Annotated in this window: 13 protein-coding genes; 8 read left to right on the top strand and 5 right to left on the bottom strand. The window is 62.2% G+C overall.

Going from position 1 to position 26,244, the window contains the following annotated elements; all coding sequences use genetic code 11:
* Positions 1-7 precede the first annotated feature (7 nt).
* Positions 8-1,810 carry an acyclic terpene utilization AtuA family protein gene (locus CAF65_RS04755; protein WP_085715283.1) on the bottom strand — a complete coding sequence of 601 codons (1,803 nt, stop codon included), beginning with the start codon at positions 1,808-1,810 and terminating at the stop codon, positions 8-10.
* A 176-nt stretch (positions 1,811-1,986) separates the two neighbouring features.
* Between CAF65_RS04755 and CAF65_RS04750 the strand changes: the two genes are divergently transcribed.
* The 3 genes from CAF65_RS04750 to CAF65_RS04740 all read left to right on the top strand — a co-directional run bounded on the left by CAF65_RS04750 (position 1,987) and on the right by CAF65_RS04740 (position 4,614).
* Positions 1,987-2,613, top strand: a complete 627-nt coding sequence (locus tag CAF65_RS04750) for a TetR/AcrR family transcriptional regulator (RefSeq protein ID WP_085715282.1) — start codon at positions 1,987-1,989, stop codon at positions 2,611-2,613.
* Positions 2,614-2,706: 93 nt separating this feature from the next.
* Entirely contained in the window at positions 2,707-3,525 is an 819-nt protein-coding gene (locus tag CAF65_RS04745; protein WP_085715281.1) for an ABC transporter substrate-binding protein, read from the top strand.
* A gap of 75 nt (positions 3,526-3,600) precedes the next feature.
* A complete protein-coding gene (locus CAF65_RS04740; RefSeq protein WP_085715280.1) occupies positions 3,601-4,614 on the top strand; it encodes a GNAT family N-acetyltransferase in 1,014 nt (337 codons plus the stop codon).
* A 132-nt stretch (positions 4,615-4,746) separates the two neighbouring features.
* On the opposite strand, the gene CAF65_RS04735 is transcribed toward CAF65_RS04740, so the two are convergent.
* Positions 4,747-5,295: an RNA polymerase factor sigma-70 gene (locus CAF65_RS04735; protein ID WP_057396492.1), complete on the bottom strand. Its 549-nt coding sequence runs from the start codon at positions 5,293-5,295 to the stop codon at positions 4,747-4,749.
* 380 nt (positions 5,296-5,675) lie between these two features.
* Between CAF65_RS04735 and CAF65_RS04730 the strand changes: the two genes are divergently transcribed.
* Positions 5,676-18,674, top strand: coding sequence for a non-ribosomal peptide synthetase (locus CAF65_RS04730; protein WP_085715279.1), 12,999 nt, complete (start codon positions 5,676-5,678; stop codon positions 18,672-18,674).
* A 57-nt stretch (positions 18,675-18,731) separates the two neighbouring features.
* Here CAF65_RS04730 and dsbG read toward each other — a convergent pair whose 3' ends face one another.
* From dsbG to dsbD, 3 genes are read right to left on the bottom strand one after another with little or no spacing between them, the layout of a single operon-like run.
* Positions 18,732-19,499, bottom strand: a complete 768-nt coding sequence (gene dsbG / locus CAF65_RS04725) for a thiol:disulfide interchange protein DsbG (RefSeq protein ID WP_085715278.1) — start codon at positions 19,497-19,499, stop codon at positions 18,732-18,734.
* Positions 19,475-20,329, bottom strand: a complete 855-nt coding sequence (locus CAF65_RS04720) for a TlpA disulfide reductase family protein (RefSeq protein WP_085715277.1) — start codon at positions 20,327-20,329, stop codon at positions 19,475-19,477. The genes dsbG and CAF65_RS04720 overlap by 25 nt, the downstream gene beginning before the upstream one ends.
* Positions 20,329-22,065, bottom strand: coding sequence for a protein-disulfide reductase DsbD (gene dsbD / locus CAF65_RS04715; protein ID WP_085715276.1), 1,737 nt, complete (start codon positions 22,063-22,065; stop codon positions 20,329-20,331). The genes CAF65_RS04720 and dsbD overlap by 1 nt, the downstream gene beginning before the upstream one ends.
* A 154-nt stretch (positions 22,066-22,219) precedes the next feature.
* Between dsbD and CAF65_RS04710 the strand changes: the two genes are divergently transcribed.
* The 4 genes from CAF65_RS04710 to CAF65_RS04695 all read left to right on the top strand — a co-directional run bounded on the left by CAF65_RS04710 (position 22,220) and on the right by CAF65_RS04695 (position 26,115).
* The gene (locus CAF65_RS04710; protein WP_008020398.1) at positions 22,220-22,900 is read left to right on the top strand and encodes a response regulator; all 681 of its coding nucleotides are present in this window, start codon (positions 22,220-22,222) and stop codon (positions 22,898-22,900) included.
* Positions 22,897-24,222 (top strand): ATP-binding protein, encoded by a 1,326-nt coding sequence (locus CAF65_RS04705; protein WP_085715275.1) that lies wholly within the window; start codon positions 22,897-22,899, stop codon positions 24,220-24,222. Before CAF65_RS04710 ends, CAF65_RS04705 begins: the two co-directional genes overlap by 4 nt.
* A 198-nt stretch (positions 24,223-24,420) precedes the next feature.
* Positions 24,421-25,806, top strand: coding sequence for an aspartate aminotransferase family protein (locus tag CAF65_RS04700; protein WP_085715274.1), 1,386 nt, complete (start codon positions 24,421-24,423; stop codon positions 25,804-25,806).
* Between the two features lie 81 nt (positions 25,807-25,887).
* Positions 25,888-26,115, top strand: coding sequence for an MbtH family protein (locus tag CAF65_RS04695; protein WP_085715273.1), 228 nt, complete (start codon positions 25,888-25,890; stop codon positions 26,113-26,115).
* Positions 26,116-26,244: the final 129 nt, after the last annotated feature.

Here is a 26,244-nt window from a genome sequence, read left to right as displayed (position 1 = left end):
CGATCCTCTAGTTGAACTGGTCGGCGATGCGTTGCGGCACCGGGATCTGGATTTCCAGTAGTTGCTGGGCGAAGGCTTTGCCTTGCGGATCGATTCGCAGGCTGGCGACACCGCCGCCGCCGAGGGCGTTTTCCAGCAGGAAATTCAGGCTGTGGCTGGCGGGCAAGTACCAGCGTTCTACCCGTCCGTGGATTGGATCGAGGACGTGGCCCATCCAGTCGACGATTACTTCCGGGGTCAAGGCTTCGGCGATCCATGGCAGGAATTCGGGCTCGCGGGCCATGACGCCGATATTGCTGTGGTTGCCCTTGTCGCCGGAGCGGGCGACCGCCAGCTTGACCAGAGCCACGCTGGCGTCGGCCAGGCCAATCGGTTTCGGTGGCGCGAGCAGGGCTGGCAGGTCCAGCGGGTCGAGCACATCGAGAGCGGGCAGGGCACACGGGTGGCGCTGACCCATGAAATCAATGTCCAGCGTGCAGGCTGTTTTGTCGATCAGGAACGAGAACAGCCGGATCAGCGGATACACCGTCGGCCGGCCACCGACAATGCCGGTCAGCCCCGGCGCCATGCCGGTGGCGGCCTGGGCGATTTCCCGGGAGAACACGACCAATGCCTGCTTGTCCGGATGGCGCACCGCGAGTTTGATCACCACTTCGCGGCTGTCCTGACGCTGGCCGTGGGGGCCGTAGGTGGCCTCGCTGCCCAGCAACTCGATATTCACCTCGCTGTACGGCGCCCAGCCGCGCTGACGGAACATTTCCGAGGTCTTGTTGATGATCGCCGTGCTGACTCGCCGCGCCTTGTCGACGGCATCGATGCCGGCAATCAGGCAACTGGCGGTGCAGCGAAAACCATCGGGGTACGTGGCGCTGACCTTGTATTGAGCCGTCGGCGGCAGGCCTTTGGCGCCGTGCACCTGTACCGCGTTCCTGCCTTGTTGCAGCAGTTTGACCTGAGTGAAATCGCACACCACGTCGGGCAGCAGATACGCGCGCGGGTCGCCGATTTCGTACAGCATCTGTTCGCCCACCGTCAGCGGCGTGACCAGCCCGCCGGTACCTTCGGGTTTGCTGACGATGAACTGGCTGTCGGCGCTGACTTCGACGATGGGAAAACCGATGTGTTCGTAGTCGGGCACATCGCGCCAATCGGTGAAGTTGCCACCCGTGCACTGGGCGCCGCATTCGATGATGTGCCCGGCCAGTGCTGCCTGGGCGAGCTTGTCGTAGTCGTGCCACGACCAGCCGAACTCATGCACCAGCGCAGCGCTGACCACCGCACTGTCGACCACGCGCCCGGTGATCACGATGTCCGCACCCAGACGCAGGGCTTCGACGATACCGGGTGCGCCGAGGTAGGCATTGGTCGAGACGCACATCGGTGGCAGGGGCGCGCCGCTGAACATTTCATGAATGCCCAGGCTGCCCAGTTGTTTGAATTGCGGTTGCAGGTCATCACCCAGCAGCACGGCGATCTTCAAGGCCACTCCGGCCTTGTCGCAGGCCGCTTGCAGGGCGGCGGCGCAGGCCTGGGGATTGACGCCGCCGGCATTGCTGATGACCCGGATGTTGTGCTGCGCGAGCTGCGGCAACAAGGGGGCGAGGACTTCGATGAAGTCGCCCGCATAGCCGGCCCGGGGATCTTTCATCCGCGCGCCGGCCATGATCGACAGGGTGATTTCGGCCAGGTAATCGAAGACCAGATAGTCCAGATGCCCGTGTTCCACGAGCTGCGAGGCAGCGGTCGAGGTATCGCCCCAGAAGGCGCTCGCGCAACCGATGCGAATTGTTTTAGGCGCAGTCCATTCCATAGCCACCTCCAACCGAAGTGCGTTGACATTACCAAGCAAGCGCTTGGTTTGTAAATGGCTTGATTTTCTTCTGCCAAGCGCTTGCTCGGTGCCATCCGTCAGCTTAAATTGCCCGCGCAACTCCGGTGTTTTCGGGGGATCGGCGTTATTGATTGATCGACTGTAGGAGAGAACGGGTGGACGAGCAAAAAGCCCTGAGGGTCATGCGCGAATTGGTGAGCGACGGCCAATTGACCGACCCGGACAGCGCCCGTGGCAAGCTGTTGCAAGTGGCGGCCCACCTGTTCCGCAATAAAGGCTATGAACGCACGACCGTGCGCGATCTGGCCGGCGCCGTGGGCATTCAGTCCGGGAGTATTTTCCACCACTTCAAAAGCAAGGACGAAATCCTGCGCGCCGTGATGGAAGAAACCATTCGCTACAACACCGCGTTGATGCGTGCGGCCATCGCCGAGGCCGGCAATGTGCGCGAGCGGGTGCTGGCGCTGATCCGGTGTGAATTGCAGTCAATCATGGGAGGCAGCGGCGAGGCCATGGCGGTGCTGGTCTACGAATGGCGCTCGCTGTCCGAAGAGGGCCAGGCCAAGGTCCTGGCGCTGCGCGATATCTATGAAGGCATCTGGCTGCAAGTACTGGGCGAAGCCAAGGCTGCCGGGTTTATCCGCGGCGATGTGTTCATCACCCGGCGGTTCCTGACCGGCGCATTGTCCTGGACCACCACCTGGTTTCGCGCCGGAGGCAGCATGACCCTCGATCAGTTGGCCGATGAGGCGTTGATTCTGGTGCTGGAAGAACGGCAATAAAGTTGTGTTGGCCAACATTAAACTGGCTAACTGGATGAAACCGCCTAGCTTGATAGCATTGATGCTGTTTTATTGGGGAGTGGGGTCGTTTTGATGGGTTCGCCAATTCGAAAAGCCTCGCGGCTTTTGCTGGCAATGCTTGCAGCGTCAGCGATGGTGCCGTCCCAGGCCGCACAACTGGTGCGCATTGGTGCCGCGCACTTTCCTCCCTACACCGTGCGCCCGGAATCCGGGGTCGATACCGGGTTGCTGCCGCAACTGGTCGAGGCGATGAACGCATCGCAAAGCGACTACCAGTTTGTCCTGGTACCCACGTCCATTCCCCGGCGCTTCGGTGACTTCAAGCAGGGCCGGGTCGACATGGCCATCTTCGAAAATCCGGCCTGGGGTTGGAAAGACATTCCCCATATCGCCGTCGACATGGGGCTGGAGGACGCCGAAATTTTTGTCGCGCAACGCCTGCCCGATCGGCAGCAGAGCTATTTCGCCGACCTGAGCGGCAAGCGTCTGGCACTGTTCAGCGGCTATCACTACGAGTTCGCCAACTTCAATGCCGATCCCAAGTACCTGGAGAAAAACTACAACGCCATGCTGACCTATTCCCATGACAGCAATCTGCTGATGGTGTTGCGCGGCCGGGCCGACATCGCGCTGGTCACGCGTTCGTACCTGAGCGACTACTTCCTGCGCAATGAAAAAGTTGCCAGCGAGTTGCTGGCGTCCCAACGCATCGATCAGGTCTATCACCATTACGCCATCCTGCGCCCGACGGCTCCCATCAGCGGCGAGGCATTCGCCAAGGTGCTGCAAGGCTTGCGGGACAACGGCCAGATGTTGAAGATTTTCGATCCGTACAAGATTGCGCTTGTGCCGGTCCCACACAACGAACCGGCACCACAAGTCGCCAATTGATGGTCTTTGCCTAAATTTCCCATTGTGGCTGACGTCACCTCGTTGAACTGTCGACGATTATCGTGAGCCCGCCCCATGTCCAATCTGAATGACCTGACTGCCCTGTGTCTGCCGACAGGCAGTCGTCTTGCCGCTGATGAAACGCAAAGCCGCCTGAGCCTCAGCCTGGAAGGGCAACCGTTGCTGACCCTGCGGCTGATTCGTGGCCCCGAGTTGCACGTGCAATTGCTGGAGCGTTTCAGTTGCCCTGAAGGGCAAGCGTTGTGGGCGGCCTGTTACTGGCTGTTCGCTCGCGACCCCGACTGTCAGCGCCTGATCTGGCAACTGCAGGACGTGCCGGACGAAGCCGTGTCCAGCGGCTTGCTGATTGCGACCTCCATCAGCGGCCAGTATCACTGCGAGCGCACCTTGTTCTGGCAGTTGCCGCAGCCGTGGCTGAGGCATTCCCTGACCGGCAGCTATCCACAGCAAATGGTCATCACCGACGGCAAGCGTCATCCGCGACGCCCGGTGAAACCCCGGGGTGAAGTGTATCGACGATTCGATGCGCAGCTGGGCGCCTGGATTTCCCTGCGCACGCTGGAAATCGAGCAAGACCTGGCACGCTTCAACCGTTGGCAGAATAGCCCGCGCGTCGCGAGTTTCTGGCAGGAGGAGGGCAGCCTCGAACAGCATCGCCAATACCTGAACAAACTCGAGGCCGATCCGCACGCCCTGACATTGATCGGGTGTTTCGACGATCAGCCGTTCGCTTACTTCGAAGCCTACTGGGCCAAGGAAGATCGCATCGCACCGTTCTACGAGGCCAACGATTACGACCGTGGCATTCACATGCTGGTGGGTGAAGAAAACCATCGAGGCCCGCACAAGGTGGCAAGCTGGTTATCGGCGCTGGTGCATTACCTGTTTCTCGATGATCCGCGCACGCAGCGCGTGGTTGCCGAACCGCGTGCCGATAACGCGAAGATGATCGGGTACATGCAGAACCAGTGCTTTCACTGCGAGAAAGAGTTCGACTTCCCGCACAAGCGCGCGGCCTTGATGGTGTTGGGGCGGGAGCGGTTCTTTGATCGGTGCACACTGGCCTGAGGCTTGAGACTCAAGATTCGTCGCGGTCTTGAGTCAGCTTTCGCGAGCAGGCTCGCTCCCACAGGGGCCTGCGAACACAGGGCAAATGTGGGCGCGAGCCTGCTCGCGATGGAGGCGTTGAAGTATCGGATCTCAGTGGCGAGCAGCCGTATCCCCACGCTTGCCCGAGACCTTGCGGCAGTGCACCAGTGCATCGCGGATCATGAAGTTCACCAGGGTCGGCGAGACGCCGAGTTCTCTGGCGATGTCTTTTTGCGGTACGCCGTGCAGGCGATACATCTCGAAGGCGTAGCGGGTGCGGCTCGGCAACTCGGTCAACGCATCGGCAATGTGCTCCAGCGTCGAGAAGTTGATGTGCGACGTTTCCGGTGACGCACCCTGGATCACCACATTCAGCCCTTCCTCTTCAGGACCGGAATATTTCTGCTCCAGCGCCTGCTTGCGGTAATGGTCGATCGCCAGGTTGCGCACGATCTGAAACAGGTAGCTGAGCTGAGCCTTGATCGAACTGGTGATGGGCGGGGCCGATTGCAGCCGGAAGAATGCGTCCTGCACAACATCTTCGGCACGGGAGCGGCAACCGGTAATTCTGGCGGCGATCTTCACCAGAATCAGTCGATTGTCGACGAATGCCTGAAGTAGAGGTGTATCGCACCTGCTTGTGGATACTGGTTCCATCATGGAAATCACCCTGCTGCCAAAAGGTTAGTGGGGCGGCGAATGAATCGGGGGGGGGGGCCGTCCTACACATCGAGCGACAAATTATTCTTAATGATAATTATTGTCAAATGAGAAAAATAACTAATTCTCTATGAGGATGCAGAGTGAGAACTGCGACACGCTGACTCACTTCAGTGCGCTTGGTGTTCCAGTCGGCACCTAATTATTTCAGGACGTCATCCGTTCTCATTGGTGAATGGCACAGCGCAATCCTCATAACCCTGTAGGAGCGAGCTCGCGATGGTCGTCAACGATGGCGATGGGCGCCTGACACTCCGCGGCGTTCTCCTTTTTTTCGCGAACAAGCTCGCTCCTACAGCCGAAATCAGGCAGGAAACCTCATGACCGACGCGTTCGAACTCCCCAGCACAATGGTCCAGGCCCTTCAGCGCCGCGCGGCCCTGACGCCGGACCGGGTGGCCTTGCGCTTTCTCGCCGAGACCCCGGATCAGTCTGTAGTGCTCAGTTATCGCGAGCTGGATCAGCGGGCGCGGACGATTGCCGGCGCGTTGCAGGCTCAAGCGGATTTCGGTGACCGCGCCGTGCTGCTGTTCCCCAGTGGCGCGGATTACGTCGCGGCATTCTTCGGTTGCCTGTATGCGGGCGTGATCGCGGTGCCAGCTTACCCGCCGGAATCGACACGCCGTCATCATCAGGAGCGCCTGTTGTCGATCATCAGCGATGCCGAACCGCGCTTGCTGCTGACCAGCGCCGGGCTGCGTGATGCGTTGCAGCAAATCGAAGGGGCGCCGCCGATGCTGTGTGTCGATATCCTCGACGATGCCCTGGCCGAGCGCTGGATCGCGGCGGATTTGCAGGACGATCACATCGCCTTCCTGCAATACACCTCCGGCTCTACCGCGCTGCCCAAAGGCGTGCAAGTCAGCCACGGCAATCTGGTGGCCAACGAATTGCTGATTCGCCGCGGTTTCGGCATTGATCTGAACCCCGACGACGTGATCGTCAGCTGGCTGCCGCTGTACCACGACATGGGCCTGATCGGCGGCCTGCTGCAGCCGATTTTCAGCGGCGTGCCTTGCGTGCTGATGTCGCCGGCGTACTTCCTCGGCCGGCCATTGTGCTGGCTGGAGGCGATCAGCGAATACGGTGGCACCATCAGCGGCGGGCCGGACTTTGCCTATCGCTTGTGTTGCGAGAGGGTCAGTGAGTCAGCCCTGGAACGACTTGACCTGAGTAGTTGGCGCGTGGCGTATTCCGGTTCCGAACCGATACGCCTCGACACGCTGGAACGCTTCGCCGGGAAGTTCGCGACCTGTGGCTTCAGCGCGAACAGTTTCATGGCTTCCTACGGTCTGGCAGAAGCCACATTGTTTGTCGCCGGCACACCGCGCGGCCAAGGCATCGGCAACCTGCGGGTAGACGATCAGGCCCTGGCGCAGAACCGTATCGAAACGGGCGAGGGCAGCCCGATCATGAGTTGTGGTATCAGCCAACCGGGTCACGCCGTGCTGATCATCGAGCCTGTCTCGCTCACCGAACAGGCCGACAACGTCGTCGGTGAAGTCTGGGCCAGCGGGCCGAGCATCGCCCTCGGTTACTGGCGCAACCCCGAGGCCTCCGTCAGGACCTTCGTCCGGCACGCCGGTCAGACCTGGCTGCGAACCGGTGACCTGGGTTTCATGCGCAACGGTGAACTGTTCATCACCGGCCGCCTGAAGGACATGCTGATCGTGCGTGGGCACAACCTGTACCCGCAGGACATCGAGCAGACTGTCGAACGTGAAGTGGAAGTGGTGCGCAAAGGACGCGTGGCCGCCTTCGCCGTCACGGTTGATGGCCAGGAAGGCATCGGCATTGCCGCCGAAATCAGCCGCAGCGTGCAGAAAATCCTGCCGCCCGAATCCTTGATCAAAGCCATTCGCCAGGCCGTCGCCGAGGCTTATCAGCAAGCGCCGGGCGTGGTGGTGCTGCTCAATCCGGGCGCGCTGCCCAAGACGTCCAGCGGCAAATTGCAACGCTCGGCGTGCCGTAGTCGCCTGGCGGACGGCAGCCTCGACAGCTACGCGATGTTCCCGTCGGCCGCCACCGAAAGTGCAGGCAAGATCGAGTCGGGCTCCGAGCTGCAAAGTCTGATCGGTCGCCTATGGTGCGAGCAGTTACAGGTCGGGAAGGTGGGCGCCGACGATCATTTCTTCCTGCTTGGCGGCAACTCCATCGCGGCGATGCAATTGGTGGCGCGCCTGCGTGAAGAGCTCGGTCTGGAGTTGAATCTGCGTCTGCTGTTCGAAGCCCCGACCCTCGGTGCATTCGCCGAAGTGGTGGCCCGCCAGCAACAGGACGGTGGCCTGGCCCAGGGCGCGATCACTGCACTGTCGCGCCAGCAACCGATGCCGCAATCCCTGGCGCAAAACCGCCTGTGGATCACCTGGCAACTCGACCCGTACAGCAGCGCCTACAACATTCCCGGTGCCTTGCGCCTGCGCGGCGAGCTGGATGAGGACGCCTTGCGCGCCAGTTTCCAGCAGTTGATCGAGCGCCACGAGTCCTTGCGCACGCGATTCTTCGAGCGTGATGGTGTGGCGTTGCAACGGGTCGTTTCTGCTGCCGGGTTCAACTTGCAACGGGTCGATATCAGCGACCTGCCTGTCGCCGAGCGTGAGGCCCGGGCGCAGCAAATCCGCGAGGACGAAGCGCGGACCCAGTTCGATCTGGAGAAAGGTCCGTTGATGTGTGTGACGCTGGTGCGCCTCGACGACGAAGACCATCAGTTATTGGTGACGATGCACCACATCATCGCTGACGGCTGGTCGCTGAACGTACTGATCGACGAGTTCTCGCGCCTGTATGCGGCGGCCTCCCAAGGCCAGCAAACGCTGCTGGCGCCATTGCCGACGCAGTACGCCGATTACGGCAGCTGGCAGCGCCAATGGCTGGCGCAAGGAGAGGGCGAGCGGCAACTGGCCTACTGGAAAGCGCAGTTGGGCGACGAACACCCGACCTTGACCCTGGCCACCGACCATCCCCGTTCGGCACAACAATTGCGCAGTGCTGCACGCCACACAGTGCGCCTGGGCGCGGCCCTCAGCGAAGCCATCCGCCAGACCGCCCAGGCCCATGAATCCACGTCGTTCATGCTGTTGCTCGCAGCATTCCAGGGCCTGTTGCACCGCTACAGCGGCCAGCGTGATATCCGCATCGGCGTACCCAATGCCAACCGTCCACGCCTGGAAACCCAAGGGCTGATTGGATTCTTCATCAATACCCTGGTGTTGCGTGCCGAGGTGGACTCACGCCAGCCATTCGCCGAGCTGCTGGCGCAAACCCGGCGCACCGTACTGGACGCCCAGGTCCATCAGGACCTGCCGTTCGAGCAAATGCTGGAGGCGTTCCCGCAGGCCCGCGAGCAGGGTCTGTTCCAGGTCATGTTCAACCATCAGCAACGGGACCTGAGCGCTTTGCGCCGCCTGCCCGGGCTGTTGGCCGAAGAGCTGCCTTGGCATAGCCGAGAAGCCAAGTTCGATTTGCAGTTGCATAGCGAAGAAGACCGCAACGGTCGCCTGACCTTGTCCTTCGACTACGCCAGCGAGTTGTTCGACGCCGCGACCATCGAGCGCCTGGCCGAGCATTTCAGCCATCTGTTGCGGGCTGTCTGTGAACAACCGAACATCGCCATCGGCGACCTGCCACTGTTGACGCCTGCCGAGCACCGTCAGCAATCGGATTGGGCCACTGCACCGTGCTCACCGGCCAGCCAGTGGCTGCCTGAATGGCTAAACGAACAGGCGCACCAGACGCCGCAGCGCACCGCACTGGTGTGGGACGGCGGTAGCCTGGACTTCGCCGAACTGCACGCCCGGGCCAACCGTTTGGCTCATTACCTGCGCGACAAAGGCGTTGGTCCGGACGTCTGTGTGGCCATCGCCTGTGAGCGTTCGCCGCAACTGCTGATAGGCCTGCTGGCGATCATCAAGGCGGGTGGTGCCTATGTGCCGCTGGATGCGGATTACCCGACCGAGCGCCTGGCCTACATGCTCAGCGACAGCGGCGTCGAGTTGCTGCTGACCCAGACCCAATTGCTTGATCGTCTGCCAGCCACTGAGGATGTCAGCGCAATAGCCATGGACGCGCTCCATCTGGAGAACTGGCCAAGCCATGCGCCGGGCCTGCATCTGCAGGGCGACAACCTCGCCTATGTGATTTACACCTCCGGGTCCACCGGCCTGCCCAAAGGCGTCGGCAACACCCACGCGGCACTGGCCGAGCGCCTGCAGTGGATGCAGCAGACCTATCGCCTGAACGAAACCGATGTGCTGATGCAAAAGGCGCCGATCAGTTTCGACGTGTCGGTGTGGGAGTGCTTCTGGCCCTTGATCACCGGTAGTCGCCTGGTGATCGCCGGCCCCGGTGAGCACCGCGATCCGCACCGCATCGCGCAGCTTGTTCAAGCGCATGGCGTGACCACGCTGCACTTCGTGCCGCCGCTGCTTTCGCTGTTCATCGAGGAACCATTGAGCGCTGAATGCACCAGCCTGCGCCGCGTGTTCTCCGGGGGCGAAGCGTTGCCCGCCGAACTGCGCAACCACGTGCTGGAACAGTTGCCGGCGGTGCAACTGCACAACCGCTACGGCCCGACCGAAACCGCAATCAACGTGACCCATTGGCACTGCTCCCGCGCTGATGGCGAGCGTTCGCCGATTGGCCGTCCGCTGGGCAACGTCGTCTGCCGTGTACTCGACAACGATCTCAACCCGGTACCGGCTGGTGTGCCGGGTGAACTGTGCATCAGTGGTATCGGCCTTGCCCGCGGCTATCTGGGCCGCCCGGGCCTGACGGCTGAACGCTTCGTGGTCGATCCCTTGGGTGAGCCGGGTGCGCGACTGTACCGTACTGGCGACCGGGCGCGCTGGACGGCGGATGGCGTGATCGAATACCTCGGCCGTCTCGATCAGCAGGTCAAACTGCGAGGTTTCCGGGTCGAACCGCAGGAAATCGAAGCGCGGCTGCTAGCCCAGGACGGCGTTGCGCAAGCCGTAGTGCTGGTGCGCGAAACCGTGGCCGGTGCACAACTGATCGGTTACTACACCGCTGCGGCCAATGATGGAGACGAGGCCAATCAAACCGCGCACCTGAAAAGCGCATTGGCCGCCGAATTGCCGGAATACATGGTCCCGGCGCAATTGATGCGCCTGCAGGAAATGCCCCTCGGCCCGAGCGGCAAACTCGACCGCCGCGCCTTGCCGGAGCCGCAGTGGCAGGTGCGCGAACACCTTGAGCCAGTGACTGAACTGGAACAACAAATTGCCGGTATCTGGCGCGAGGTGCTGGGCTTGGCACAGGTTGGCCTGCGCGATGATTTCTTTGCCTTGGGCGGCCACTCGCTGCTGGCCACGCAAATTATCTCCCGTACCCGTCAGGCCTGCGACGTCGAGTTGCCGTTGCGGACGTTGTTCGAGAATAGCGAACTGGGCAGGTTTGCCGAACAGGTTCGCTTGATCCAGGCCAACGGCAGCACCAACAAACAACCACCCATCGAGAAAGTCGACCGCCGTCAGGCGGTACCGCTGTCCTATTCCCAGCAGCGCATGTGGTTCCTCTGGCAGATGGAGCCGGACAGCCCGGCCTACAACGTCGGTGGCATGGCACGACTGCGTGGTGTGCTCGATGTCGCGTGTTTCGAAGCAGCACTGCAAGCCCTGATCCTGCGTCACGAAACCCTGCGCACCACGTTCCCGAGCATCGACGGTGTCGCCCGCCAGCACGTGCATGCGCAAACCGGCGTGCGCATGGCGTGGAAGGATTTCACCGCGCTGGATACCGAAGGCCGCGAGTGGCAGGTTCAGCAACTGGCCGACGATGAAGCGCACCAGCCGTTCGATCTGGAAACCGGACCGCTGTTGCGTGCGTGCCTGGTCAAGACCGCCGAACAGGAACACTACTTCGTTCTGACCTTGCACCACATCGTCACCGAAGGCTGGGCGATGGACATCTTTGCCCGGGAACTCAGCGCGCTGTACGAAGCCTTTGTCGACGACCGCGAGTCGCCGCTCGCGCCGTTGCCGGTGCAGTACCTGGACTACAGCGTGTGGCAGCGTCAGTGGCTGGAGTCTGGCGAGCGCCAACGCCAGCTCGATTACTGGATCACGCAACTGGGCTGCGAACACCCGCTGCTGGAGTTGCCGGCCGACCGTCCGCGTCCGCCGGTGCAAAGCCATCAGGGGGAGTTGTATCGCTTTGACTTGAGTGACGACCTCGCGGCAAGGGTCCGCACCTTCAATGCGCAACATGGCCTGACGCTGTTCATGACCATGACCGCCGCCCTGGCGACGCTGTTGTACCGCTACAGCGGTCAGACCGATCTGCGCATCGGCGCGCCAGTCGCCAACCGCATTCGTCCGGAAAGCGAAGGGCTGATCGGCGCATTCCTCAACACCCAGGTGCTGCGCTGCCGGCTCGACGGGCAGATGTCTGTCGGCGAGCTGTTCGAGCATGTGCGCCATACAGTGATCGAAGGCCAGTCCCATCAGGACTTGCCGTTCGATCATCTGGTGGAAGCCTTGCAACCACCCCGCAGCGCGGCCTACAACCCGTTGTTCCAGGTGATGTGCAACGTGCAACGCTGGGAGTTCCAGCAAAGCCGCACCCTGGCCGGCATGACGGTCGAGTACCTGGCCAACGATGCCCGCGCGACCAAGTTCGACCTCAACCTGGAAGTCACCGACCTCGACCATCGCCTTGGTTGCTGCCTGACCTACAGCACCGATCTGTTCGACGAACCGCGCATCGCCCGCATGGCCGGGCATTGGTGCAATCTGCTGGAGGCGCTGATTGCCGATCCGCAACAACGCTTGAGCGAGCTGCCGCTGCTGGCGTGCGACGAACAACAACGTCTGCTCGACAGCCTCGGCGTCGAGGCGGGCGAACATCGGCTGGACCAGTGCATCCATCACCTGTTCGCCGAGCAAGCCTCGATACGCCAGGACGCTCCGGCCCTGACTTTCGCCGGGCAGACCCTGAGCTACGCCGAGCTCGACAGCCACGCCAATCGCCTGGCCTGGATGCTGCGCGAGCGTGGTGTCGGACCGCAGGTTCGTGTGGGGCTGGCACTGGAGCGCTCGATGGAGATGGTCGTCGGCTTGCTGGCGATCCTCAAGGCCGGCGGCGCCTATGTGCCGCTGGACCCGGAATACCCGCTGGAGCGCTTGCATTACATGATCGAAGACAGCGGCCTCGGTTTGCTGCTCAGCGATGCGGCGATGTTCAAGGCCCTGGGCGAGTTGCCGGTGACCGTCGGCCGCTGGTGCCTTGAAGAGGACGCCGCTGCGCTGTCCAATTACCCGGCCACCGGGCTGCCGTTGATCAGTTTGCCGCAACATCAGGCCTACTTGATCTACACCTCGGGCTCGACTGGTAAACCTAAAGGCGTGGTGGTGTCCCACGGCGAAATCGCCATGCACTGCCGCGCCGTGATCGAGCGCTTTACCATGCGCCCCGATGATTGCGAACTGCACTTTTATTCGATCAACTTCGACGCCGCGACCGAGCGTTTGCTGGTGCCGCTGCTCAGTGGGGCGCAAGTCGTGTTGCGCGCTCAAGGGCAGTGGGACGCGGAAGAAATCTGCGGGCTGATCCGTCGTCATCACATCAACGTCCTCGGTTTCACGCCGAGCTACGGCAGTCAGTTGGCGCAATGGCTGGCGACCCATGACCAGACTTTGCCGGTGCGCATGATCATCACCGGCGGCGAAGCACTGACCGGTGAGCACCTGGCGCGTATTCGCGCAGCGTTCAAGCCGAGCCTGTTCTTCAACGCCTACGGTCCGACCGAAACCGTGGTCATGCCGCTGGCCAGCCTTGCTCCTGAAGTGCTGGAAGAGGGCGTCGGTAGCGTGCCGATCGGCAGTGTGATCGGCGACCGCGTGGCCTACATTCTCGACGGTGATCTGGCGTTGGTGCCGCAAGGCGCGACGGGCGAGTTGTACCTGGGTGGCGCGGGCCTGGCCCAGGGTTATCACCAGCGTCCGGGCATGACCGCAGAGCGCTTCGTGGCCGATCCGTTTGTCGTCGGCGGCGGGCGTATCTACCGCACCGGCGATCTGGTGCGTCAACGCACCGATGGCCTGGTGGAATACCTTGGCCGGATCGACCATCAGGTGAAGATTCGCGGTTTCCGCATCGAGTTGGGCGAAATCGAAACCCGTTTGCTGGAGCACGAATCGATTCGTGAAGCGCTGGTGCTGGCCCTCGATGCTCCGAGCGGCAAGCAACTGGTGGGTTACCTCGCCACTGACGTCGCCGAACAGAACGAAGCGCAACACGCCGCATTGCGCGAAGCCCTCAAGGCACACTTGAAATCGCAGCTGCCGGATTACATGGTGCCCACGCACCTGATCCTGCTGGCGAGCATGCCGCTGACTGCCAACGGCAAACTCGACCGCCGTGCGCTCCCGGCGCCGGACCCGGAGTCGGGTCGCCAACAATACGTGGCGCCCGTCAACGAGCTTGAGGTTACGCTCGCGCAGATATGGTGCGCAGTGCTGAACGTCGGCCAGGTTGGCCTCAACGACAACTTCTTCGAGTTGGGCGGTGACTCGATTCTGTCGATCCAGGTGGTCAGCCGGGCGCGGCAGCAGGGCATCCACTTCAGCCCTCGCGACCTGTTCCAGCACCAGACTGTGCAGACCCTCGCAGCCGTGGCAACCTGCAGCGAGCAGGTCAGCGCCGAGCAGGGCTTGATCGTGGGCGAGTCGCGACTGACGCCGATCCAGCACTGGTTCTTCGACACCGACATCCCGCAACGCCAGCACTGGAACCAGGCGTTGTTGCTGCAACCGACTGTCGCCCTGGAACCTCATCGCCTGGAGCAAGCGCTGCTGGCGGTGATCGAACAGCACGACGCCTTGCGGCTGCGCTTCAGCCGCGTTGCCGGCCAGTGGCAGGCTTTGCACCAGCCGATTTCCGACGCGCCGGTGCTGTGGCAGGTGCGGGTTGCGTCCATGGACAAATGCGCCGCCCTGTTCGCCGATGCCCAGCGCAGCCTCGACCTTGAAGAGGGGCCGTTGCTGCGCGTATTGCTGGTCGATGGCCCTGAAGGCCAGCAACGCTTGTTTATCGCCATTCACCACTTGGTGGTGGACGGTGTGTCGTGGCGGGTACTGCTGGATGACTTGCAGACCCTGTATCGCCAACTGGACGCCCGGCAGTCGGTGAAACTGCCGGCGAAAACCAGCGCCTTCAAGGACTGGGCCGCACGCTTGCAGGCCTACGCCGGCAGCGAATCCCTGCGCGAAGAACTGGGTTGGTGGCAGGCGCAACTGGCCGGGCCAGGTGCAGAATTGCCCTGCGATCACCCCGATGGCGGACGGCAGAACCATCATGCGCAAACCGTCAGCGTGTGCCTCGACAGCGAGCGCACGCGGCAATTGCTGCAACAGGCGCCGAGTGCCTATCGCACCCAGGTCAACGACTTGCTGTTGACCGCCTTGACCCGCGTGCTGTGCCGCTGGAGCGGTCACCCGTCGGCGCTGATTCAACTGGAGGGCCACGGCCGCGAAGCGCTGTTCGACGACATCGACCTGACCCGTACCCTGGGCTGGTTCACCAGCGCCTATCCGCTGCGTCTGACGCCGTCGAACATCGAAGAAGCCGCCGGACAGGGCGCGTCGATCAAGGCGATCAAGGAGCAATTGCGTGCCGTGCCACACAAAGGCCTGGGTTATGGGGTGTTGCGTTACCTCGCCGATGAGCAGAGCCGCCACAGCATGGCGGCGTTGCCGCAGGCGCCGATCACCTTCAACTACCTTGGCCAGTTCGACCAGAGCTTCGGTGCCGACGCGCTGTTCCGTCCACTGGATGAAGCCATCGGTGCGGCCCACGATGCCAATGCCCCGTTGCCCAACGAGCTGAGCGTTGACGGTCAGGTGTATGGCGGTGAGTTGGTATTGCGCTGGACCTTCAGCGCTGAACGCTTCGATCCGTCAACCATCGACGAGTTGGCCGACGCCTACCTTGGTGAATTGAGCAGCCTGATCGAACACTGCCTGTGCGACGACGCGGGTGGCCTGACACCGTCGGACTTCCCGCTGGCGCAGCTCAATCAGACGCAACTGGATGCGCTGCCGGTCCCGGCTGCTGAAATTGAAGACGTCTACCCGTTGACCCCCATGCAGGAAGGCATGCTGTTGCACACCTTGCTGGAGCCGGGCACCGGCCTGTACTACATGCAGGACCGCTACCGCATCAACAGCGAACTCGACCCGCAACGTTTTGCCCAGGCCTGGCAAGCGGTGATTGCCCGCCATGAAGCGTTGCGTGCCTCGTTCTGCTGGAACGTCGGCGAACAGATGCTGCAAGTGATCCACAAGCCGGGCAGCACGCCAATCGAATACCTCGACTGGAGTGATATCGCGCAAGCGGAGCAAGAGCCGAAGCTGCAAACCTTGCTCAAGACCGAACGCGAGGCCGGGTTCGACCTGCTCAACCAGGCACCGTTCCATTTGCGCCTGATCCGGGTCGGCGCGGCGCACTACTGGTTCATGATGAGCAACCACCACATCCTCATCGATGCCTGGTGCCGTTCGCTGCTGATGAACGATTTCTTCGAGTTCTACAGCGCCCTCGGCGAAGGCCGGGAAGCGCAGCTTGGGCTTGTGTCGCGTTATCGCGACTACATCGGCTGGCTGCAGCATCAGAGCCTCGCCGAAGCGCGGCAGTGGTGGAAAAGCAACCTGCAGGGTTTCGAACGGACCACACCGATCCCGAGCGACCGGCCGTTCCTGCGCGAACATGCCGGCGACAGCGGCGGCATGATCGTCGGCGACCGCTACACAAGGCTCGATGCCCGTGACGGTGTGCAATTGCGCGAACTGGCCCAGGCCCATCAGTTGACCATCAACACCTTCGCCCAGGCGGCGTGGGCGCTGGTGCTGCGGCGCTTGAGCGGTGATCGCGACGTGCTGTTCGGCGTCACCGTGGCCGGGCGTCCGGTGGACATGCCGCAGATGCAGCGCACCGTCGGCCTGTTCATCAACAGCATCGCGCTGCGGGTAAAAATGCCCGAGGACGGCCAGCGTTGCAGCGTGCGCCAGTGGCTCAGCGGTCTGCTCGACAACAACATGCAACTGCGTGAATACGAATACCTGCCGCTGGTGAACATCCAGGAACAGAGTGAACTGCCCAAAGGCCAGCCGCTGTTCGACAGCCTGTTCGTGTTCGAAAACGCCCCGGTGGAAGTCTCGGTGCTGGACCGTGCGCAGAGCCTCAACGCGACCTCGGATTCGGGCCGCACGCACACCAACTTCCCGCTGACGGCGGTGTGCTATCCGGGGGATGACCTGGGCTTGCACCTGTCCTACGACCAGCGCTACTTCGATGAGGCCACGGTCGAGCGCATGCTCGGTGAGTTCAAGCGTTTGCTGCTGGCGTTGGTGGAGGGTTTCCATGGCGACATGGCCGACCTGCCGTTGCTGGGGGCCGAGGAGCATGACTTCCTCATCCATGGCTGCAACCAGAGCGAGCACGAGTATCCGCTGGAGCAGAGCTACGTTTCATTGTTCGAAAGCCAGGTCGCCCGGCACCCGCAGCGCATTGCCGCCAGTTGTGGTGACCGGCAGTACAGCTACCTCGACCTGAACCAGCGCAGTAACCGTCTCGGACATGCATTGATTGCCGCGGGTGTCGGGTGCGATCAACCGGTGGCGTTGTTGGCCGAACGCAACCTCGATTTGCTGGGCATGATCATCGGCAGCTTCAAGGCCGGGGCTGGTTACCTGCCGCTGGACCCGGGGCTGCCGCGCCAGCGTCTGAGCCGGATCATCGAAATGAGTCGCACGCCATTGCTGGTGTGCACGCAAGCGTGCCGTGAACAGGCGCAGACCCTGCTCGACGAGTTTGCCTGCGCCAATCGGCCACGGCTGCTGGTCTGGGAAGAAATTCAGGCCCTTGCGCTGTCGGCGGACAATCCTGGCGTATACAGCGGCCCGGACAATCTGGCCTATGTGATCTACACATCCGGCTCCACCGGTTTGCCGAAGGGCGTGATGGTCGAACAGCGCGGCATGCTCAACAACCAGTTGAGCAAGGTGCCGTACCTGAACCTGAGCGACACCGATGTGATCGCCCAGACTGCATCGCAAAGCTTCGACATTTCCGTGTGGCAGTTCCTCGCCGCGCCGTTGTTCGGCGCACGGGTGGACATCGTGCCGAATACCATTGCCCACGATCCGCAGGGCTTGCTGGCCCATGTGCAGCGCCAGGGCATTACAGTGCTGGAAAGTGTGCCGTCGCTGATCCAGGGCATGCTCGCCCAGGAGCGCATGAGCCTCGACGGCTTGCGCTGGATGCTGCCGACCGGTGAGGCAATGCCGCCGGAACTGGCGCATCAATGGCTGTTGCGTTATCCGCAGATCGGGCTGGTGAATGCCTACGGTCCGGCCGAGTGCTCGGATGACGTGGCGTTCTTCCGCGTTGATATGGCTTCGACTCGCGGCAGCTACCTGCCGATCGGCACGCCGACCGACAACAACCGTTTGTACCTGCTCGATGGGGCTCTGGAACTGGTGCCGCTGGGCGCGGTGGGTGAACTGTGCGTGGCGGGCACCGGGGTCGGCCGCGGTTATGTCAGCGATCCGCTGCGCACAGCCCCTGTGTTTGTGCCGAACCCGTTCGGCGCCCCGGGGGAGCGGCTGTATCGAACCGGCGACCTGGCCCGCCGTCGCAGCGACGGTGTGCTGGAGTACGTCGGTCGCATCGACCATCAGGTGAAGATTCGCGGTTACCGCATCGAATTAGGTGAGATCGAAGCGCGTCTGCATGAGCAACCGGAAGTCCGCGATGCAGCGGTGGGTGTGCAGGAAGGGGTGAACGGCAAGCATCTGGTGGGCTACCTGGTGGCTGTCGATTCAGCGCTCGATCCCGCCGAATGCCTGGAGCGCATCAAGCAACGCCTGCGTGCCGAGCTACCGGAATACATGGTGCCGCTGCACTGGCTGTGGCTGGACAAACTACCGCTCAATGCCAATGGCAAACTGGATCGCAAGGCGCTGCCGGCACTGGAGATCGGCCAGATGCAAAGTCAGGCCTATCAGGCGCCGGGCAATGAGCTTGAGCAAACCCTGGCTGATATCTGGGCCGAGGTGTTGAAGGTCGAGCAGGTGGGCGTTCGCGACAACTTCTTCGAATTGGGCGGGCATTCGCTGCTGGCCACGCAAATCGCCTCGCGGGTGCAGAAAACCCTGCAACGGGATGTGCCGTTGCGGGCAATGTTCGAATGCAGCACGGTGGAAGAACTGGCCGGGTACATTGAAGGCCTGTCGGCCAGTGATATGACGGAGGAGAAAGTGGATCGGCTGAATGACTTGATGGCGGAACTCGAGGGGCTTTGATTTTCTAGTGTCTTTACTGCCCCCTTCGCGAGCCCGCTCGCGAAGGGGGCGATGAGGTCACTTTGGCCCGAGAATCTTCACCAGTTTGTCCGGCGAAGGCGCGCCTTGCTGCTGTTGCAGATTACCCTTGTCGTCCATGTAGAAAATCGCCGGTGTCGCCTGCAGCTCCAGCTCCTCCATCAACTGCATGTTGGCCGCCAGTTTTGCCTGAATCACTGGAGGCACTTCCTTCAGGGCCTTGAGCGAGCTGCCTTTGCCAGCGGCTTCGTGCTCCTGCAGGGCTTTTTCCGGGTCTTTGGCCGCGAGCAGTGCGGCGGATTTCCCCGGGCTGTCTTCGCGGATGATGCCCACCATGATGTGGCGCAACTGCACCTTGCCGGCCTTGACCCACGGCCGGGCCTGTTCCCAGAACATGTTGCAGTACGGGCAGTTCGGGTCACTGAACAGGTACACCACGCGCGGTGCATCCTTTTTGCCGTCACCGATCCAGTTGCTTGTTTCGAACTTGGCCCAGATTTCCTTGGCCATCGGTGCGTACACCAGTTTCTGCAATGGTGCGCTGCTCAGGTCATTGCCCTCGGCGTCATACAAGTTGCCCAGCAGCACGTGTTTGCCATCCGGAGTCAGGTACAGCGCCATACCGCGGTTCTGGTATTGCGCGGCATAACCGTGCAAGCCGTCGGGGGCGTCGAACTGGCCGACGATTTTCGCGCCCTTGGCCTCGATTTTCCTGATCGCATCGGGCAATTCTTCGGCCTGCACCGATGGCAGGTGCAGCAGGGCAGCACCGAGGCTCAGGGTCAGCAGGTGGCGGAGGCGGGGCATGGCAGTTTCCTTGCAGAGGTGGCGGGTACAGTGTCGAAGTTTTCCAGTGCGCGGGCCAGGCTGGCGTCCGACAACTCGCCCAGATGGCTGCCCAGCAGGCGACCTTCGGGGCTGTAGAACAGCGTAGTTGGCAATGCCATGGAACCGACGGCATGGCTCAGTCGCCCGCCGCCGTCGAACAGCACGTTGGACAGGCTCAGGCCCTGGGTTTCGAGGAAGGTCGCGACGCTTTGCATGCTTTCCGCCTGATTGACGAACAGGAACGTCAGATCCGGCCGGTGTCGCTGGGCGTTTTCCAGCACCGGCATTTCCCGGCGGCACGGCGGGCACCAGGTGGCCCAGAGATTGATCACCAACGGGCCGCCCTTGTAGTCGGCCAGTTGCACGGTTTCGCCGGAGGCATTGCGCAGGGCGATTTCCGGCAGGCGTGTGCCTTGTTCATAAATCGACAGGGAGAACGTCGCCAACAACCAGAACGCCAGGCCACTGGCCACGCCAAAGCCCAATGGTCGGCGCAAACCCGGGCGACGCCAGCCGCGGTACAGGGTGGCAAGCAAAACGACAATCATCCCTGGCCAGGCGAGGAAACCGCCATCGCGCAGATCAATGATCTGCCACGGATCGTTGTGATAGTGAGCCCAATAGGCCGCCACGAAACCGATTCGCGCTGCCAGCATGCCCATTAGAAACAGGCTGAACAGCACCGACTCGGGGTTGTCGCCGCCACGCTTGGCCACTCGCCAGCCGACAAACGTGGCCAGCGCCAGCGCACTGATCAGCAGCAGATGATTAAGCGCGATGGCAAAGGTGCCGAGAGTGAAGGTCAGCATTAATGGGCGTCTCGGGTGTTGGTCCAGCGTTGCAGGAAGGTATCGGCATCGACCTCGCCGGTGATGCGCTGGCTGCGCCGCTCTTCACCGTCAGCGCCAATCCACAGCAGGCTCGGTGGTCCTGGCACTTTGTAACGGCCAAGCAGTTCGCGGCTGGCGGCATTGTCGGCGGTCACGTCCAGCCGAAGCAAGCGCACGTCGTTCAGGGCCTCCAGGACATTGGCTTTGCCGAACACCTGCTTTTCCATGACCTTGCACGACACGCACCAGTCGGCGTAGTAGTCCAGCAGCACCCACTGCCCCCGAGCTTGCGCGGCGTCGAGTTCCTGTTGCAGTACCTGCGGATCCTTGATGGTGGTGAAGGCATCGTGGCCAACAGGCACGGCAGCCACCGCCTGGTTCGAGGCGCGGAAAACCTGCAACGGCTTGAACGGATCGTCACTGCCACCGGCCGCCCCGATCACCAGCAGGCCGCCCCACAAACCGAGCAGCAACGAACTGGCGCCAAACAGGTGCGCGATACGGCCGAAACCTTCCGATTGTTTCCAGGCGCTGTAGGCCGCGATCAACAGCAGCGCACCGCACGAACCGACCCACAGCGATTCGTCCAGCACCGGGCGCAGCATCAACAACGCAGTGGCGAGGAACAGGAAGCCGAAGATGCCTTTGACCAGGTTCATCCAGGCACCGGGTTTGGGCATGAAGCGATTACCGACGGTCACCAGCAACAGCAGCGGCACGCCGATACCGATGCCCATGGCGAACAGAATCAATCCGCCATGCAACGCGTTACCGCTTTGCGCGATGTAGAGCAGGGCGCCGGCCAGCGGTGCGGTCATGCACGGGCCGACCAGCAGGCCGGACAGGGCGCCCAGTACTCCGGCGCCGATCAGGCTGCCGCCGCGTTGATTGCGCGAGACGTTTTCCAGGCGATCGCGCACGGCCACCGGCAGTTGCAGTTCGAAGTAGCCGAACATCGGCAGCGCCAGCAGCACGAAAATCGCCGCGAAACTGCCCAGCAGCCAGGGATTCTGTAACCAGGCTTGCAGGTTCGCCCCGAGGGAGGCGGCCAGGACACCCATCGCCGCATACACCAGCGCCATGCTGACCACGTAACTGCCGGCCAGGGCGAATCCCCGTTTGGGCGTGGCGCCGCTACCGACGATCAACCCGGCCAGAATCGGCAGCATTGGTAACGAACAGGGGGTGAAGGCCAGCAGCAGGCCGAGGCCGAAGAACACCAGAAGGCTCCAGCCCAGCGCCCGTTGTTGCAGGCTGCTGGCCAGTGCCTGGTCCGGTGCTTCGTTTGTCGCAACGGTGGCCGCTTTGCCACCCAGATCGACGACCTGCGTCTGCGGCGGATAACACAATCCGGCATCGGCACAGCCCTGATAACTGACCTTGAGCGTACCGCTGGCACCGGCCGGGATCTTCAGTTCAAGACCCTGGCGATAGACCTGCTGTTCACCGAAAAACTCGTCGCTGTGGGCTTCGCCTTCCGGCAACGCGGGATGCTGCGCGACAGGTAAACCGTCGAATTTCAAACGTTTCTGGTACAGGTAATAGCCGTCGGCGATCTGCCAATAGAATTGGGTTTCACCGGACTCCAGGCGTTCAGAGGTAAACGCGAACGCTTTATCGACCGGGAGAAACTCGGGTTTGGTGTCGAATGGATTGGTTCCCGCCTGGGCCAGGCCAGCGATCATGAGGGTAAAAAGTAAAAACAGACGATGCATGGATAAGCCTTTGCCCTGTGCTATTGAGATGCACAGTGGCGGGTGGCGATTAACCGATGATTAACCGCCTCGGCCTTGTGGCGTTGGCTCTTGCGGCATAATGTCGGCTTAATCGGTCAACGGCTTAATCGGCTTTATTTCTACGAGGCTCCCCATGCACGTACTGGTTTGCGAAGACGATGAGCTGATCGCCAGCGGCATTGTCGCCGGCCTGACCGCCCAGGGCCTTACCGTGGAACACGTCGCCACGGCATCCGCCGCCCGGGCGATGCTCAAGGTCGCGGAGTTCGACGTCATGGTGCTCGACCTTGGCCTGCCGGACGAAGACGGCCTCAAGCTGCTGCAGCAGTTGCGCCATCAAGGCCTGGAACTGCCGGTTTTGATCCTCACTGCACGTGATTCGGTCACCGACCGCGTCGATGGCCTGCAAGCCGGTGCCGATGATTACCTGCTCAAACCGTTCGACCTGCGTGAACTGGCTGCACGCTTGCACACGCTGTTGCGACGGGTGGCAGGCCGCAGCGTCAACCTGATCGAACATGGCGCTTTGACTTACGACCCAAGCAGCCGCGAAACCACGCTCGCGGGGCAGCCGGTGGACCTGTCGCGCCGTGAACAGTCGCTGCTGCAAGCCTTGTTGCACAACCGTGGGCGCGTGCTGTCCACCGAGCAACTCAAGGACAGCGTCTACGGTTTCAACGACGAGCTGGAAAGCAACGCCCTCAACGTCCATATCCATCACCTGCGGCGTAAACTCGGCAACGGCATTGTCGAGACCGTGCGCGGCCTGGGTTATCGCCTGGGGCCGGCTGATGGCGGAGAAGAATCGAAGTGATGAGCCTGCGTTTGCGCCTGAGCCTGACGCTCGGCGCCGCATTTGCGTTGATCTGGGCCCTGGCCGCGGCCTGGATGCTCAGCGATTTGCGCAATCAGATGATGTTTTCCCTTGACCAGCGCCTGGTGGCGTCGGCACGCATGGTCGCCGGCCTGATGGAACAACTGCCGCCCGTGCCGAGCAAGGGCGAGGGCACCCACTTCAGCGCCGAACAACTGAACATTCCAGGGGGCATGGCGTGCCAGGTCAGCTCGCTGCGCGGTGAAATCCTTGCCCGCAGTCACACCGATCCGCAGCAGACCCTGGAGGCCGAAAAACTGGGTTTTCACGATCAGATGATCGACGGTGCGCCGTGGCGCAGTTTCACATTGGCCCGGGGCGATCTGCGCATCACCACCGCCGACCGGCAGATCGAGCGTGAAGCCTTGAACATGTCGATCCTGCTGGCCGCTTCGGTACCGGTCGGCGTGGCTTTGCTCGGCTGCCTGTGCCTGCTATGGCTGGGCATCGGCCAGGGGTTGGCGCCGCTCAACCGCATGCGCGATGCCTTGATGCGTCGCAGCGCCGACTCCCTCGAGCCCTTGCAGATCCAGCCATTGCCCAGCGAGCTGCAACCCTTGCTGGAAACCCAGAACCAGTTGCTCCAGCGCATCGGCAAGACTATCGAGCGCGAACGTCGCCTGACCGGGGACGCTGCCCATGAACTGCGCAGCCCGCTGACTGCGATCAAGACCCACCTGCAAGTGGCGCGGATGACCGACGGCAACGCTCGGGATCAGTCCCTGGCCCGGGCCGAAGAGGGCGCGGACCGCATGCACCGGACCCTCGAACAATTGCTGTTGCTGGCGCGAGTCGAGGGCAGTCTGTCGTTTGACGACGGTGTGCAATGCAACGCCGAGCAAGTGGCGAAACTGGCGATTCAGGACGCGGCGAGCGGTGATCGTCAACGCATCAGGTTTCAGGTGCCGGGCAAGGTCTCCGCAGCACCTGTACAAATGCCAGCGGTGCTGTCGATTGCCGCGCTGCGCAACTTGCTCGACAACGCGCTACGTCATACCCCGGCCGACAAAGCGGTGGAATTAAGCCTGGAAACCACCGGCAATCGTGTGCAGTTCGTGGTGCGCGACCATGGGCCGGGGATTGCCGAAGAGGATTTGCAACACCTGACCCAGCGCTTCTGGCGCAACGGCCAGAGCACAGGCTGTGGCCTGGGCCTGGCGATTGTCCAGGCCATCGTTCAGCGTTGCGGCTGCACGTTGCATTTCGATAGCCGACCGGACGGCTTGCGGGTTGAGCTGACGATGCCGCTGCAATCCATCTGACAAACGCTACATACCACTGTAGGAGCGAGCTCGCTCGCGATGGTCGATAACGATAACGCGTGCTTTCTGGATGAACGCGGTGTTCTTGAGTCCATCGCGAGCAGAGCTCGCTCCTACAAAGGTTTCCGTGTTACCGCCTAAATCCCTCAAGCGCTGATGCGTTTCCAGAACAGGAAAACCTTATTGAGGGGTCGAGAGATGCCAGTCGCTACCATCGAAGAGCAGCCGGCGACGTCCGCCGAGACGCTTTATCAATTCAACGAATCACCGCTGCTGGCTCGTCAGAGCCGGCAGGAGTCCAATGCCCGCAGCTATCCGCGACGCATTCCCCTGGCGCTCAAGCGCGCCAAGGGCATATACGTCGAAGACGTCGAAGGCCGCACGTTCATCGACTGCCTGGCCGGTGCCGGAACCCTGGCTCTGGGGCACAACCATCCGGTGGTGATCGAAGCCATTCAACAAGTGCTGACCGATGAACTGCCGTTGCACACCCTAGACTTGACCACGCCGGTCAAGGACCGGTTCGTCCAGGATCTGTTCAGTCTGCTGCCGCCTGCCCTGGCCGCTGAAGCGAAGATCCAGTTCTGTGGCCCCACGGGCACCGACGCCGTAGAAGCCGCACTGAAACTGGTACGTACCGCCACCGGTCGTAGCACCGTGATCTCGTTCCAGGGTGGTTATCACGGCATGAGTCAGGGCGCGTTGAGCCTGATGGGCAGCCTGGGGCCGAAAAAGCCCCTGGGCGCCTTGCTTGGCAGCGGCGTGCAGTTCATGCCGTACCCTTACGATTACCGCTGCCCGTTCGGGCTTGGCGGTGCAGCAGGGGTCAAAGCCAATCTGAGTTACCTGGAAAACCTGCTCAACGATCCCGAGGCCGGCGTGCAATTGCCGGCGGCGGTGATCGTGGAAGTGGTGCAGGGCGAGGGCGGGGTGATCCCGGCGGATATGGACTGGTTGCGTGGTGTGCGGCGGATCACCGAACAGACGGGGGTCGCGCTGATCGTCGATGAAATCCAGAGTGGATTCGCCCGCACCGGCAAGATGTTCGCCTTCGAGCATGCCGGGATTATTCCCGATGTCGTGGTGATGTCCAAGGCCATCGGCGGCAGTTTGCCGCTGGCGGTGGTGGTCTACCGCGACTGGCTCGACACCTGGCTGCCGGGTGCCCATGCGGGGACGTTCCGCGGCAACCAGATGGCCATGGCTGCCGGTTGCGCGGTGATGCGTTATCTGGTCGAACACAAGGTCTGCGAGCATGCCGCCGCGATGGGCGAGCGCCTGGCCGAGCACTTGCGCATCCTGCAACGGGACTTCCCGCAACTGGGTGATATTCGTGGGCGTGGCTTGATGCTCGGCGTCGAACTGGTCGACCCGACGGGTGCGCTGGATGCCCAAGGTCATCCGCCGGCCTTCGCCCGCCTGGCACCACTGGTGCAGCGCGAATGCCTCAAGCGTGGCTTGATCCTGGAACTCGGCGGCCGCCATGGTGCGGTGGTGCGCTTCCTGCCGCCACTGGTAATTACCGCTGCGGAAATCGATCGCGTGGCCGAGATTTTTGGCCGGGCCCTGGCCGCCAGTCTTTAAATTTTCCGCCCTGCGGATCGTTCCTACTACATAAAGGCTGCGCACACAGCACAGCCCGCCCGAAAACGATGGAGAGACACCATGACGTCAGTATTCGACCGCGAGGACATCCTCTTTCAGGTCGTGGTCAATCACGAAGAGCAATACTCGATCTGGCCGGACTACAAAGCCGTGCCGCCAGGCTGGCGCACCGTAGGCAAAAGCGGGCTGAAGAAGGAGTGCCTGGCCTACATCGAAGAAACCTGGACCGACATGCGTCCATTGAGTCTGCGACAGAAGATGGACGAGCAGGCGTCCGTGGCGGGCTGAGCCGTCACGCAAAAAGAAGCCCGCTGGACTGGTGACAGTCAGCGGGCTTTTTCAGGCCTGGAGTTTGTGCACCGGAAATGTATGTGCGACGCAGAACCTGTAGGAGCTGGCAAGCCAGCTCCTACAGGG

The organism is Pseudomonas sp. B28(2017) (genome assembly GCF_002113025.1).
Classification (GTDB): domain Bacteria; phylum Pseudomonadota; class Gammaproteobacteria; order Pseudomonadales; family Pseudomonadaceae; genus Aquipseudomonas.
This window is presented reverse-complemented; position numbering and strand designations above follow the sequence as displayed.

What these genes read in the sequence shown, in the direction of transcription:
- CAF65_RS04755 (WP_085715283.1), bottom strand. Translation starts at nt 1,810, where the DNA reads ATGGAATGGACTGCGCCTAAAACAATTCGCATCGGTTGCGCGAGCGCC.
- CAF65_RS04745 (WP_085715281.1), top strand. Translation starts at nt 2,707, where the DNA reads ATGGGTTCGCCAATTCGAAAAGCCTCGCGGCTTTTGCTGGCAATGCTT.
- CAF65_RS04740 (WP_085715280.1), top strand. Translation starts at nt 3,601, where the DNA reads ATGTCCAATCTGAATGACCTGACTGCCCTGTGTCTGCCGACAGGCAGT.
- CAF65_RS04735 (WP_057396492.1), bottom strand. Translation starts at nt 5,295, where the DNA reads ATGATGGAACCAGTATCCACAAGCAGGTGCGATACACCTCTACTTCAG.
- CAF65_RS04730 (WP_085715279.1), top strand. Translation starts at nt 5,676, where the DNA reads ATGACCGACGCGTTCGAACTCCCCAGCACAATGGTCCAGGCCCTTCAG.
- dsbG (WP_085715278.1), bottom strand. Translation starts at nt 19,499, where the DNA reads ATGCCCCGCCTCCGCCACCTGCTGACCCTGAGCCTCGGTGCTGCCCTG.
- CAF65_RS04720 (WP_085715277.1), bottom strand. Translation starts at nt 20,329, where the DNA reads ATGCTGACCTTCACTCTCGGCACCTTTGCCATCGCGCTTAATCATCTG.
- dsbD (WP_085715276.1), bottom strand. Translation starts at nt 22,065, where the DNA reads ATGCATCGTCTGTTTTTACTTTTTACCCTCATGATCGCTGGCCTGGCC.
- CAF65_RS04710 (WP_008020398.1), top strand. Translation starts at nt 22,220, where the DNA reads ATGCACGTACTGGTTTGCGAAGACGATGAGCTGATCGCCAGCGGCATT.
- CAF65_RS04700 (WP_085715274.1), top strand. Translation starts at nt 24,421, where the DNA reads ATGCCAGTCGCTACCATCGAAGAGCAGCCGGCGACGTCCGCCGAGACG.
- CAF65_RS04695 (WP_085715273.1), top strand. Translation starts at nt 25,888, where the DNA reads ATGACGTCAGTATTCGACCGCGAGGACATCCTCTTTCAGGTCGTGGTC.